At 59.7% G+C, this 13,267-nt stretch carries 12 protein-coding genes; 8 read left to right on the top strand and 4 right to left on the bottom strand.

The features are described 5' to 3' along the window. A partial coding sequence (locus tag VR74_RS06655; RefSeq protein WP_045695360.1) for an FAD-dependent oxidoreductase occupies nucleotides 1–1,017 on the top strand: 1,017 nt, incomplete at its 5' end. Nucleotides 1,018–1,521: 504 nt separating this feature from the next. Here the strand turns inward: VR74_RS06655 and VR74_RS06650 are convergent. The 3 genes from VR74_RS06650 to VR74_RS06640 form a co-directional block, all read right to left on the bottom strand. Beyond that, a complete protein-coding gene (locus VR74_RS06650; RefSeq protein WP_034740945.1) occupies nucleotides 1,522–1,833 on the bottom strand; it encodes a hypothetical protein in 312 nt (103 codons plus the stop codon). Next, nucleotides 1,830–2,540: a 2OG-Fe(II) oxygenase gene (locus tag VR74_RS06645; RefSeq protein WP_045695359.1), complete on the bottom strand. Its 711-nt coding sequence runs from the start codon at nucleotides 2,538–2,540 to the stop codon at nucleotides 1,830–1,832. The genes VR74_RS06650 and VR74_RS06645 overlap by 4 nt, the downstream gene beginning before the upstream one ends. A 124-nt stretch (nucleotides 2,541–2,664) precedes the next feature. Beyond that, nucleotides 2,665–3,288: a response regulator transcription factor gene (locus VR74_RS06640; RefSeq protein ID WP_051615444.1), complete on the bottom strand. Its 624-nt coding sequence runs from the start codon at nucleotides 3,286–3,288 to the stop codon at nucleotides 2,665–2,667. Nucleotides 3,289–3,525: 237 nt separating this feature from the next. On the opposite strand from VR74_RS06640, the gene VR74_RS06635 reads away from it, so the two are divergent. From VR74_RS06635 to VR74_RS06605, 7 genes are all read left to right on the top strand, one after another. Further along, entirely contained in the window at nucleotides 3,526–3,870 is a 345-nt protein-coding gene (locus VR74_RS06635) for a PepSY domain-containing protein (protein WP_034740949.1), read from the top strand. A 79-nt stretch (nucleotides 3,871–3,949) separates the two neighbouring features. Then, nucleotides 3,950–4,627 carry a winged helix-turn-helix domain-containing protein gene (locus VR74_RS06630; protein WP_034740953.1) on the top strand — a complete coding sequence of 226 codons (678 nt, stop codon included), beginning with the start codon at nucleotides 3,950–3,952 and terminating at the stop codon, nucleotides 4,625–4,627. Then, nucleotides 4,614–5,996, top strand: coding sequence for a HAMP domain-containing sensor histidine kinase (locus VR74_RS06625; protein ID WP_051615445.1), 1,383 nt, complete (start codon nucleotides 4,614–4,616; stop codon nucleotides 5,994–5,996). Before VR74_RS06630 ends, VR74_RS06625 begins: the two co-directional genes overlap by 14 nt. 57 nt (nucleotides 5,997–6,053) lie before the next feature. Beyond that, nucleotides 6,054–7,373: a TolC family protein gene (locus VR74_RS06620; protein ID WP_045695357.1), complete on the top strand. Its 1,320-nt coding sequence runs from the start codon at nucleotides 6,054–6,056 to the stop codon at nucleotides 7,371–7,373. A gap of 2 nt (nucleotides 7,374–7,375) precedes the next feature. After that, entirely contained in the window at nucleotides 7,376–8,419 is a 1,044-nt protein-coding gene (locus VR74_RS06615) for an efflux RND transporter periplasmic adaptor subunit (protein WP_034740959.1), read from the top strand. After that, on the top strand, nucleotides 8,416–11,451 hold the full coding sequence (locus VR74_RS06610; RefSeq protein ID WP_045695354.1) for an efflux RND transporter permease subunit: 3,036 nt from the start codon (nucleotides 8,416–8,418) through the stop codon (nucleotides 11,449–11,451). Before VR74_RS06615 ends, VR74_RS06610 begins: the two co-directional genes overlap by 4 nt. Nucleotides 11,452–11,524: 73 nt before the next feature. Then, nucleotides 11,525–11,848: a hypothetical protein gene (locus VR74_RS06605; RefSeq protein ID WP_045695353.1), complete on the top strand. Its 324-nt coding sequence runs from the start codon at nucleotides 11,525–11,527 to the stop codon at nucleotides 11,846–11,848. A gap of 207 nt (nucleotides 11,849–12,055) precedes the next feature. Here VR74_RS06605 and VR74_RS06600 read toward each other — a convergent pair. Further along, nucleotides 12,056–13,206 (bottom strand): IS3 family transposase gene (locus tag VR74_RS06600; protein WP_299949770.1). Its coding sequence is split into 2 segments (ribosomal slippage): nucleotides 12,056–12,948 and nucleotides 12,948–13,206, totalling 1,152 coding nucleotides; the frame shifts between segments, so codons are not numbered across the junction. Between the last annotated feature and the right edge of the window lie 61 nt (nucleotides 13,207–13,267).

The following is a 13,267-nucleotide window of genomic DNA, read 5'->3' as shown; positions in this document are numbered from 1 at the left end:
CGCTTTGTAGGCGCAGACCGTACGATCATCGCAACCGGCGCTTCGCCAGCCATTCCTGATCTACATGGCCTGTCTGAAACACCCTATCTCGACAGCACAGCCGCGCTCGAGCTGGGCGCCTTGCCGGAGTCCCTGCTTGTAATGGGCGGGGGCTATATCGGGTGCGAACTCGCCCAGATGTTCGCCCGGGCAGGCACGCAGGTCACGCTGGTCACACGCAGCCATCTGTTGCCAGAGGCCGAGCCGGAAATTTCTTCGGCCCTCACCGACTATCTTGCGGATGACAACATTACCGTCAGGACCGGCCTTGATTATGTCAGTACTCGAAAAACCGAAGCGGGCGTTGCGCTGACGATTTCGGTTGGCGGTCGGGAGGAAACGCTGGAGGCGGGGCATTTGCTCCTTACAACGGGTCGCCGTGCCAATACGGCTAAGCTTGGCCTCTCGGAAATGGGTATTCAGACCCATGCAAATGGCGCCATCCTGGTGGATGAACGTATGCGCACAACCAGGGCGGGCGTCTACGCAGCCGGCGATGTCACCGGACAGGACCAGTTCGTCTACATGGCTGCCTATGGCGCCAAGATTGCCGCCAGGAACGCTCTGAACGACCAATCGCTTGCCTATGACAACGCGGCCATGCCGTGGGTTGTGTTCACTGATCCGCAAGTCGCCGGGGTCGGGCTGAGCGAGGCCCAGGCGATCAAGGCTGGCCATTCGGTCAAGACATCGATCGCGCCGCTGGACCTGGTGCCCCGCGCCTTGGCCGCGCACGATACGCGAGGCCTGATCAAACTGGTCGCTGACGCAGACTCAGACGTGCTGCTCGGAGCGCAGATTCTCGCCCCCGAAGGCGCAGATTCCATCCAGACAATGGTGATGGCGCTGACATTCGGGATGACCGCAAAGGCCCTGGGCGAAACGATCTTCCCCTATCTGACAACCGTCGAAGGCCTCAAACTGGCGGCCCAGGGGTTCGGCAAGGACGTTTCCAAACTTTCTTGCTGCGCAGGATGAACCGCATTCATTGTCGAGGTCAGGTCTGGCGGTTGAAACGGAGACGACGATCCGCGGGCGCGACAAGTACCGTCTCGGACGTGTCCATGCCATGAGTAAGGGGAAATCAACCAACACGCATTGCACTGGTCAGCAGGACGCTCCGCCACGCCAAGCTCATCCAGTATCGACTTGTCGAATGGCGTCGACCGTAAAGCGGCGGAAGACAGCATGCGGATTCGGCTTTGGAGAGTCTGACCCCATATCCTTCTGCCGGTAATGCGGAATGTCGGTTCGGTCGTGTTGCGCAACCAATGCCCGTTTCCAGATTCGGGAGAACCGGAAAACGGGCACTGTCTGCATATCAGGTCCCCGGGTGGAGTGAGAACCTGTATAGAGCTCCATTCCAAGCCAGGCCGCGAAGGGGACACGCAATCTGGCACGGGAGCGGTTTTGTCAGTCAGGGGGGAGGAAGAACTGACAATAGGGTTTTGCCATGCCGGATTTTCAGGTGTTTGTCGGCGGCTATACAAAAATGTAAGTTAAGGCATCATGACGGGAAATTAGGTTCAGCAAGGCAAACTGGGAACGGGTCGTATAGTCTACAAGTTGGCCTTCTTCGTGCCCGATATCATACCGGCCCAGGACAAATTTCGATGTTCTTCCAATGTCGATGTCGGCAACGATGGCTTCAGCCAATGACGGCCCGTGAAGGCGCTGAACCTCGTCAACAAGTCCGCACACGTTGTCTTCGGCCCTTTCGCTGGCAGCAGCAGCGGCTGCAAGCATCGTGGAGAAGATTATGGACCAGAAGAGTCTGAAGAGCTTGTGGTTCATATCCTTTTGCCTGGAAATGCGATTACCCGAGTACTCTTTGAGGCAAGCACGGGATGCCCCGGGTATGCGAGTTGCTCTGAGGCTTTCCATTCAGTCGTGACATAGTTGAGGATCAATGAGCGGCGGACACCGTCGATTACGCGAGGCAGGAATCCATGAAATGTCTTCTTAGACGGCGTGAAAATCAGCGCGGAATTGGGGGTGAACGGTACGCGCCCTGCATGTGCGTTCTCGTCGAGGAACAGGTCGGTTCCGAGGTCGCTGTGACGTGGGTCGTCGGACAGGTAGATCAGCATTGTAAAGCGCTTGACGCCGAGATCCGTGTGGGGCTTCAGCCAGAACCCGCGCGTATCGAGACAATACTCAAGACGAACGTACGTATCGGACAAATCCGCGCCAAACAGGTTTTGAATCAGGCGCGCGGTGTCGCTGCATTGAAAGATGTCGGCGACATTGCGGAGCCTGTGATCGGAATCAAGCCGGGGGCCGGAAAGGTAGGTGCGGCTGTCATTATGAATCTCGCGGGTGCCCGACACGCCGCCGAGAGGAGGTGGTGCCAGGGCAAGCTGCTTGAGATGCGATTGCATGCGGCGTTCGAAAAGATTGTCTGCGATCCAGTGCGGAAAGGGGGCTTCAAACTTTCGGGCACGCTTCAATCCGCGAAGGACGTGATCTGTGGGAGAGTGTCGTATTTCTGGGGTGAACATGGCGGGAGGGCTCCTTGGTCCACCGCCATGTCATCCAGGGTCAGAGCCTTGCGCCATCCGACAGATGTCAGACGAGATCAAGTTGGGCAGGTGCCTATCTGCATCCTACAAACGTGAAGGCAGGTCATTTCTGCAATGCGTGATCCGCAACGATGTCGGGCGATACTTGCAGCTGGCGCGCGTCTGCTGGAGTCAGCATCGCATCAAGGAAAAATGCGACAAACTCGGAGCGGTTTGGAAGCGAGGATTTCTCATATATGGCGCTCGCCTGCTGCCGGACCGTCGCGCTGGTGGACGAGCGTAGTCTTGCGATTTCCTTGTGAGAAAATCCCTTGAGCATAAGCAGGGCGACCCCACGCTCTGCCTCGGACAAGCCCCATTCAGAGAATTGGGAATCGATAGCGCGGTTGAGATCCGCGACAACGTCTTGAGCCGCCTGCCGCCATTTCTCGCTGTCAGCAGCGACTTCAGAGACTTTGTCAGTCAATAGACGATGCTGCCGGCGCAATATGCGGGTTTCGGATGCGATTGCAGCCATGACAACCATCGCGCCCGCCAGCAGGCTGTTTTCGACCAGCTCCATTGTGACATCGACAAGTGAGAGCGGCTCGCTTGTCGTCATCAGCTCAATACCGGTGAGGACAAAGAAGACGAAAGTGCCGACGATTATCAGAATGGTGAGCGGACGAGCGCGGAGTCGCGTCCATCTGTCGTAAGCTCGCTGCCTTCGCGGAGAAGCCTGTTTCATGGCGCGTGCCTCGCTATGCCGGTTGAACGGCCGCCTCACGTCGCGCGAAACATGCTCGCAGAGGCATCCATCGTACAGCCAGAATGGAACGTCACCGACCGCGATGGGTGCCAAATCACCATCGGTGGGGCCATGGAAGCAATATACAGATTTGTATATCGCGCGCATGAGCCCGGTCAGGTAGACCCCTTAGCCTGGCAATCCTGTTAAAAAAACTGGATTTGAGGAGATACGTGCATGACGAAATCGAAATCAGCAATTGCGCTACTGATTGGCGGGGGTTTGACCCTTGGAATGGGCATGATGGCTTTTGCCGGGCCTGATCGTGACGGCACCGGTGACCAGGAGCACGCCGCATTCCAGGCTGCCCCGATCGGTCTTGCCCAGGCGATATCGACAGCTGAAAGCCAGAGCGGCGGTCGGGCCATGTCGGCCGAATTCGAGACGGAAGACGGTTCAGGTGTTTTCGAGGTCGAACTTCTTGCTGCGGATGGCACCGAAATCGAGATTCTTGTCGATGCGTCCACGGGTCAGGTCGTGATTGATCATGATGACAACGACAAGATGGAAGAGAAAGACTAGATTGTCCGATACGGCGCGGCTGCAGACGAAGGCGATGTGTCTGCAGCCGCACCGGTGATAATTGGTGCGGGAGTTGGTTTTGAAAATACTACTTGTCGAAGATGATGCAGTCACGCGCGACTATGTCCGTTCCGGTCTGATCGGAGCGGGCCATGGAGTCGACTCTGTCGAGGACGGCATCGACGGTCTGGCGTTGGCCCTGCGTGGAGGTCACGATGCGATCATTCTGGACCGTATGCTTCCAGGCATGGATGGTTTGGCCATTCTCAAGGCAATGCGTGCAGCAGACCTGTCAACGCCGGTCCTGTTCCTTACGGCCGTTGGCGGTCTGGATGACCGGGTAGAGGGACTGGAGGCGGGTGCGGATGATTATCTTGCCAAACCGTTTGCCTTCTCGGAGCTGGCCGCGCGACTGGCCGCGATAGCCCGCCGGCCAAGCCTGGTATCCGAACAGACCAAACTGGTTGTTGCCGATCTCGAGCTTGACCTGATCCGGCGCACGGCCAACAGGGCAGGCCAGCAGATTGAGCTCCTTCCCAAAGAATTTTCCCTGCTGGAGTATTTGATGAGAAGTGAAGGCCGCGTCCTCAGCCGCACGATGTTGCTGGAACACGTTTGGGATTTTCACTTTGATCCGCAAACCAGCGTCGTGGAAACGCATGTCAGTCGTCTCCGCGCCAAGATCGACAAGCCGTTTGACTCCCACCTTCTGCATACGGTCAAAAACATCGGGTATAGTCTTCGTGCGCCTGACTGAATGGTTTCGAAGCACCTATTTCCGGTTTGCGGTCCTTTTGGCCGTGACCTTTGTCGTGGCGTACGCGATGGCCGCCTGGGTTGCCCTGGGGGTGATCGGCTCTGATCTGGACAGCCGCGTTGAGCAGGCTGCCGAATTGGCAGCTGAGCGCTTCGAGGATGCTTTCGAGCGAGGCGGGGAGGCGGAACTCGTCAGGGCGGTCGAGACGCGGTCTGCATCGGCTGATCCGGATGATGAAGTCTACTGGCTCGGGCGACGCGACGGCGAATTGATTGCCGGACGACCGGTCAAGGCGCCGCTATTGCTCATGCCAGGCAATGTCGGTGGCAGTGAAATCAATGCCGATACCGGAGATCGTTACAGGCTCGCGACCCGTGACATCGGCGATACTCGACTGATCGTGGCGTTCAGTTTTGAAGAGCCCGATGCCATCCTGCATTCGGTGATTGGTGCATTTGCATTGGCGTCTCTCGCCAGTTTCCTGATTGCCGGGTTGGTGGGCACTTTTGTGGGGCACCGGGCGCAGGCACGTTTGGACCGGATCGCCGATACGTTGCGCCGTGTCGCGCTCGGTGACATGAAGGCGCGCGTGCCGCTGCGCAACGCGCATGACGATCTTGGGCGCCTCTCTCTTGCTGTAAATGACGGCTTGTCACAGCTGGAAAATACCGTGGATGGAATCCGGCAGGTGAGTACGGACATTGCGCATGATCTGCGAACGCCCATCAACCGGCTCGAGATCACACTCGAACGCATGCGCGATGTCACACATGATGCCGCTGCCCTGAATGGGCTCGCCGATGACGCCAATGCACAGGCCAAACAGATTGCGACAACTTTTGATGCGCTGCTCCGGATAGCCCAGATCGAGGCGGGTGCCCGTAAATCGCGGTTCCAGGCGGTGTCGCTCGCTGAAATAGCCGAGCGCCTTCATGAGGCGTATACGCCGGTAGCGGAGGAAGCGGGCCAGGCATTCGAGATTGTCCATCGCTCACAAGCGGGAGACCTCGTCCTGGGTGACAGTGACCTCCTGACGCAGCTCTTTGCCAATCTTGTTGAAAACGCGATTCGCCATTGTCCGGCGCATGCCACAATCCAGATCGAAACGGGTACGGGCCTGAACGGAGTCTGGATCAATGTGCGTGACAATGGACCTGGCATTCCACAGGGCGAACGCGACCGTGTCTTGCGCAGATTCTATCGTGTCGAAAAATCGAGAACGACACCGGGTTCAGGGCTGGGGCTGGCGCTCGTCAAGGCAATCAGCGATTTGCATGGCGCGCGCCTGTCGCTCGATGACAATAAGCCGGGCCTGAGTGTGAGACTGGACTTCGCCCCATTTGATCGGGCTTTGATCCATGCTAGTTGAACAGGTATCACTTTCCGGTCGCGATGTGCTGCCTCGAAGTTCAGGGGAAGCCGCCTTATGACCAGGAAACAGTCACTATCCTTCATCATGCCTGCCCTCATCCTGCTGGCCGCCTGCGCGACATCCACTGAGGCCAGGGTGCCACTTGCCAGTGTGTCCGTACACGGGATGTCGATCGAGCAGATGGCTGAGGCACACTCCATCGAGCTGACACTGCCTCTTGCCCCGAGGGCACTCGGTGCCATCGCTGTCCGCTCCAATCCTGACCTGAACGCGCTGCGTGCGCGTGAGAAGGTCGCCGAGGCGCAGGTTTTTGCGGCAGGGCTTTATCCCGATCCGACAGTTTCTGCAGGACTTGATTTTCCGACCAGCGGCGCCGGCGCGGTCACGGCCATTGCGGGCGGGATAGGTTATGATTTCGCGGCAATTGCCCGGCGCCCGATCGCCCTGCGCGCAGCCCGCGCCAATGTTGAGACAGTCCGAATGGACATCGCCTGGGCTGAATGGCTCACTGCAGAGCGGGCAAGCCTGTTGAGTGAGAGGATTGGCTATCTCAGCCGGATCAAGTCCCAGACGGCGCGGTTCCGGTCCCTGGCCGACAAGGAGCTGAAAAGCGTCCTCGACGCTGTCGCGCGCGGCGATCTGCCAGCGGCGGAGCTTGACGCACGCCGCATCGCCGCGACTGACGCGGCGGATCGGGACCGCACGGCAGAGCTGCAGTTGCGTTCGGCCCAACTGGACCTCAATCGTACGCTCGGGCTGGACCCATTCGAGCGTCTCGACGTCACGCCTCCTGCGCCACTGTCCGACAAGACGGTCGACTTTGAGACACTGGTCAGCTCGGCCCTCATGTATCGCGCAGACCTGGCTGGCATGCGGGCAAATTATGCCGCGGCTGGCGCGGCAGGAGAGGCCGCCCGGCTCAATGCCTTCCCGCTCCCGTCCCTGGGATTCAATGCGGCGCGCGATACAGGGTCGGTCGAAACATTTGGTCCAAGCCTTTCGTTCGTGCTGCCGATCTGGAACCGGGGGCGCGGCGATATCAGGTCGGCCCTGGCAACAGACGCGCAACTTCGCGCGGAATATGTGGCCCATCAGGAAACGATCAGGGCAGACATTGCGTCAGCACTTGCTGCGCTCGAAATCACGCGCAAGCAACGGGCCGACATCCTGCAGCAAATCGAGCCACTCGTCCGGCAGACAGAATCCACGCAACAGGCCGCTGAGCGCGGCGATATTCCCGAAGCATCCTTCAACGCAGCCTCGATGACGCTGCTGGACAAGCAGATTACCGAGACGGCGCTTTCGCTCAGCATTCGGGAGCTTGAAAATGCGCTCGAAATATCAGTCGGCCGTCCGCTGGAGACATTGAAATGAGAATGACATCTACCCTTGCCCTCCTGGCTGCGCTTGTCGCGGCCTGCGGCGCGCCGGCCGCCAAGACCCCACCGGATCCCAGCGCTCTGGTCACGACCGCCGCCGTGACGCGAGAGAACCTGCCCGAGATTGTGTCGGGCTTCGGCTCGATCGAATTCGATCCGGCCAGTCAGCACACGCTGAACGCCGAGATTGAAGCGCGGGTCATCGACATTCTCGCCGTGTCCGGAGATAGCGTTGACAAAGGCCAGGTCATTCTCCGGCTCGGTCCATCTTCCACTACCGGGCTCGATCTTGTCAGGTTTCGGCGGGATGCAACGGCTGCACAAGCCGTGCTGGAACGCACTCAAAGACTGCGCAAGGATGGATTGGCAAGCGATGCCGATGTTGAGGCCGCCGCTGCGACCGCGCGTGACCTGGACCTCCAGGCTTCGAGCCTGGAAGCGCGGACAGGGTCTGTATCGATGCTGCGTTCGCCGATTGCGGGCATCGTGGATGCCCTCCTGGTCGAACCGGGTGATCTGGTGGCGCCGGGCGCCCAGATGGTGCGTGTCGCGTCCGCTGATGCCATCCAGGCGCGGATCGGATTGGAGATTGAGGACGCGACCCGCCTCAAGGCCGGGGACGCAGTCAGCCTGCAACCTCTCGATGGTTCCAAGAAGGCCGTGGAAACGGTCATTCGCAGCATTGACACACGGATCGATCCTTCAACCCGCATGGCAGCCGCCCTGGTTGCGGCGCCACCGGGAAACGGGCTTTTGTCAGGCGAGGCGGTCAAGGCAGAGATGGTTGCCGAAATTCACCAGGACGCCATCACTGTACCACGCCAAGCTGTGTTCCAGGACGAGTCCGGTGCCTACGTCTTTATCAATGATAAGGGGACGGCACGGTTACGTCATATCGAGGCCGGCATTCAGAGCCGTGACAAGACTGAAGTCCTGTCCGGCCTTGAGACGGGAGAGGCCGTCATCCTGGAAGGGGGAGCCATCCTGTCAGATGGCATGAAGATCAGGACCGATGCTGCCATAAGAGAGGCCGCGCAATGAGTGCCTGGCTGTCGCGCCAGACGCGGTTCGTTCTGGCTGCCTTTCTCATTCTGACCGCCGGCGGCGCTTTTGCGCTGTTGAACCTGCCGGTGAGCCTGTTTCCAACGATACAGTTTCCGCGCATCAGCGTATCGCTTGATGCAGGCGACCGGCCGGCAGACCTCATGGTCACCCAGGTAACCCGGCCTGTCGAGGAAGCCCTGCGCGCCGTTCCTGGCGTTCGCAACGTCCGCTCGCAAACGAGCCGGGGGTCGGCCGAAGTGTCCGTAACGTTCAATTGGGGGCAGGACATGACGTCTGCCGCACTTCAGGCTGAGTCCGAAGTTGCGCGGCTCGCGCCGTCACTCCCACCGGGATTTGCGTTCAATATCAGACGAATGGATCCGACGATCTTTCCGGTCCTTGGCTATTCCGTGACGTCGAAGACAGACTCCCTCGTCTCCTTGAAGAATTTTGCCTTATACGACCTTCGTCCGCTTCTCGCTTCGGTCAATGGTGTCGCGGAAGTCTCGGTCCTGGGCGGCAGGGATTCGGAGTACCAGGTGATTGTGGACCCGATACGGCTGCAGGCGCTCGGGCTGTCGGTCGACGATGTCGAGACCGTTCTCGGTTCCGGAAACCTGGTTGCTGCATCCGGGCGTTTCGAGGACAGGTCGCGTCTCTTCCTGACGATTGTCGATGATCGCCTGAACTCGATTGAGGACATCGGGGGCATCGTGTTGAAGTCGGCGGGAGGCGCGGTGGTAAATCTTGATGATGTCGCCGAGATCCGCTTGTCGACGGCGCCCGAATGGACGCGTGTCACAGCCGATGGCGAAACCGCCGTATTGGTCAATATAAGGCAGGCGCCCGACGCGAACTCGCTGGCGCTGACCGATCAGGTCAAGGCGATACTCGCCCGTGAGGCGCACCGTTTCCCTGCGGGCGTGAGAATAACTCCCTATTATGACCAGTCCGACCTGGTGAGATCAGCGGCAAAAAGTGTCCGTGATTCCATTTTGATCGGCACCCTTCTGGCGGGCGTGGTTCTCTTCCTCTTCCTGCGAAGCTTCCGGTTTGTCCTGGTCGTCGCGATCCTGCTGCCGGCGGTCCTTGCCTCGACCGCGCTGCTATTGATGGCATTCGGACTCAGTCTCAATATCATGACGCTCGGCGGCATGGCGGCGGCTGTGGGACTGATCGTTGATGATATCGTCGTCATGCTTGAACACATAACGCGTCGTCTGAGCGACGCGACGATCAGTGTTCTCGAGGCCGCCGGCGAGATGGTGCGGCCGCTTGTCGGTTCGTCCATGGCCACGATCGTGGTGTTCACACCCCTCGCATTCCTGAGCGGTGTGACAGGTGGCTTTTTCAAGGCGCTGGCCGTCACGATGGCTGCGTCGCTCGCATTCTCCATGCTTTATGCGATGGCGGTTGCGCCTCTTCTGGCCCTGCGGTTTGCAAAAGTGGAAGATGCCGAGCGCGCCGAACGGTCAAATGGCTGGCTGAAATGGCTGAGCAACGCGTATGGACGTGCGATGCAGTGGCCTTTGCATCACGCCCGGCTCGTGGCGGGACTTCTCGTCGGTGTGGCCGTCCTGATTGGCGGTTTCTCGGCCACGCGCGTCACATCGGGCTTCATGCCGCAAATGGATGAGGGCGGATTCGTACTCGATTATTTCGCGCCGCCCGGACTGTCGCTGACGGAAACAGACCGGCTTGTCCTCCAGATGGAAGACATCATCCGGTCCGTTCCCGAGGTCGCGAGTTATTCCAGACGGACAGGCCTGCAACTGGGCGGTGGACTGACAGAGGCCAATGAAGGCGACATGTTTGTCAGGCTCAAGCCCATGCCAAGACGGCCGATCGAAGACATCATGCAGGAGATCCGCGCCCGCGTGGAAACGGATATTCCGGGTCTTTCCATCGAAACCATCCAGCTGATGGGAGACCTGATCGGTGATTTGACAGCAGTTCCGCAACCCATTGAAGTCAAATTCTATTCGAACAATCCTGCCGCAATGGCGCAGGCGGCTGACCTGGCCGTCTCTGCCCTGGACGGCGTTCCGGGCGTGGTTGAAGTTGCAAAATCCGACCGGGTCGCAGGCGATGCCGTAACGGTCTCTCTGGACCGGGCCCGCCTGGCGCTCGAAGGCCTTGATGCTGCTTCTGCCGCGACACAGATCGAGGCGCTGATCGGCGGCCATCTTGTTGGCAGTATCCAGTCGGGTGAGCGGATTATCAATGTCAGGGTCTGGAGCCCTGAAAACATCAGGGACAGGGTCGAAGCGATCGAAGGGCTCATGCTGCGGTCCAGGAGCGGCACGCTGCTTCCATTGAGCCGGGTCGCACAGGTCAGTATTGCGACGGGGCAGTCCCAGATCAGCCGCGAGAACCTGCAACCCATGACGGCTGTGACAGGCCGCCTGGAGGGGCGCGATATGGGGTCCGCGATGCGCGATGTGACCAAGGCGATGAAGGCCGTCGCCTTGCCCGCTGACGTCAGATACGAATTCGGCGGATTATTCGCGGAACAGCAAAGGTCGTTCCGTGATCTCATCACCGTATTCGGCGCTGCCTTCATCCTGTCAGGCCTTCTCCTTGTCTTCCTGTTCAGGGACATGTCGCAGGCGATCTCTGTCCTGGGCGTTGTCGGGCTGACCATACCGGGCGTCCTGGCGGGGCTTGTCCTGACCGGGACGGAAATGAACATTGCAGCCATGATGGGACTGACAATGGTCATTGGCATCATTGCGGAACTTGGCGTGTTCTATTTTGCAGAACTGCCCGAGGGCGAGGTGGGTTCAGGCCATCGCATAGACGCCGGGCGCGCCAGGTTGAGGCCGATCCTGATGTCAGCCCTTATTGCCATACTCGCGCTTGCGCCACTGGCGCTCAAGATTGGTGAGGGGTCGGCATTGCTGGCTCCCATGGCGGTGGCCATCATCTGCGGCCTCATAGTCGGTGCCCCTTTGGTACTCATCGGCGGACCGGTCATTCATGCGGCACTTGCACCGAGAAAGAGAGCCCTGCCGCCTGCCGGTTCATGAGCCGCGCCTCAGGGCTGCAGGCCAGGACAGCCAGACCGCCCCGCGGCACGGCAATGAAAGCTCAGGAAACGACGTGACTGATCCGGAAGATACGGCATCTTCGCGACCGCGCGCATCACGGCCTGTGAGCATTGTGCGGGCCGGGCTTGCCGGGTGCGGCATCATCCTGGTCCTGATCGGCATTCCGATCGGTATTCTGACACCTTTCCCAATGGTGCCGATCGGTCTTACGGTTGCGCTGTCGGGCATTGCGCTTGTTGCGCGCAATTCTGATTCAGGGCGGGCGTGGCTGGCGCGAATGATTGATCGGCACCCACGGTTTCAGAGAATGCTGCCCGACTGGCTGCGCTCCCTGATATTCGGCGAACCTGGGCGTGACGCCGTCAGTGACGATTGAGCGGGGCAGGGGCTGGTTCCGTTTGACCGGTCTGAATACCTGCCAGATTTTGCGCATGGCGGGTGTCGGTGTTCCGACCAATGTCCCTGGCGGAACAGGCATTCAACCGCGCCACGTCCGAAATATACAAATCTGTATCATTGGCGAGATATCCGAGGGAACTGGACAGTATATGGGTTGCTGACCTGAGCCCTTTGGCTCCCTCATTCATTTTGAGAGTCTGGCCCTTTCATAGTCCATGGTTAGAAGTGTGGCGAGCGCGTCGGGAGCGGAGCTCCCCACATGCACGAGCGACCGACGCGCTGCGGGCGTCAGCCCGCCCAGGGATGAGTGAGGCCGGTGGTGATTGTAGTCGTGTCGCCAGCGCCCGAGGATCTTGCGGGCATGGGTCAGGCTGTCGAACACTTCTTCGTTCAGGCATTCGTCTCTGAGCTTCCCGTTGAAGCTCTCGACGAAGCCATTCTGCTGCGGCTTGCCCGGCGCGATATAGTGCCAGGCGATGCCGGTCTGGTTCTGCCATTCGAGGATGGCGCGACTGGTCAGCTCCGTCCCGTTGTCCGAGACAATGGTTTCTGGCCTGCCGTAGAGCCGGATGCAGCGATCCAGTTCGCGGGCCACGCGGGCACCAGACAGCGATGTGTCTGCCACCAGTGCAAGGCCTTCGCGGGTATAGTCATCGATCACGTTCAGCATCCTGAACCGACGTGCTGGTCCGAAGACATCGGACACGAAGTCGAGGCTCCAGCGCTGCGACGGGCCGTCTGGCACGGGCATCGGCTCGCGCGTTCCAGTAGCACGCTTGCGGCCACGCCTGCGTTTTACCGCCAGGCCTTCCTCCTTGTAGAGACGCCTCAGTTTCTTGTGATTCATCACGATGCCCTCCCGCTCGAGCATGATGCCGATGCGCCGATAGCCGAACCGGCGGCGCGTTGCCGCGATCTCTCGCATGCATTTGCGGATCTCCGGATTGTCCGGTTCCGGCTCACGCCTGACAGTTTTCGGATCGACGCTGACCAGTCGGCAGGCGCGGCGCTGGGAGATGTCGTATTTATCGATCACCTTGAGCGCCGCATCCCGCTTCAACTGGGGCGTCGTCAGGGCTTTCCCAGCAGGTCTTTCAGGATCGAGTTGTCGAGCATGCTGTCGGCCAGAAGCCGCTTCAACCGAGCGTTCTCGGTTTCCAGCGTCTTCAGCTTGCGGGCATCCGAGACATCCATCCCGCCATACTTCGCCTTCCACTTGTAGAAGGTCGCCGAGCTGATCCCGTGACGCCGGCACACGTCTGCCGTTGCCATGCCACGCTCCTGCTCTGCCAGGATCGCGATGATCTGTTCCTCGGTAAATTTGCTCTTGCGCATTGTCTGTCTCCGTTACGACAGACTCTCCATTCAAATGCGGGACCATTTGGGGCTCAGGTCA

It is taken from the genome of Hyphomonas sp. BRH_c22 (genome assembly GCF_000961795.1).
Taxonomy (GTDB): domain Bacteria; phylum Pseudomonadota; class Alphaproteobacteria; order Caulobacterales; family Hyphomonadaceae; genus Hyphomonas.
Note: the sequence above shows the minus strand (reverse complement) of the source record. Positions and strands in the feature narration are given on the sequence as shown.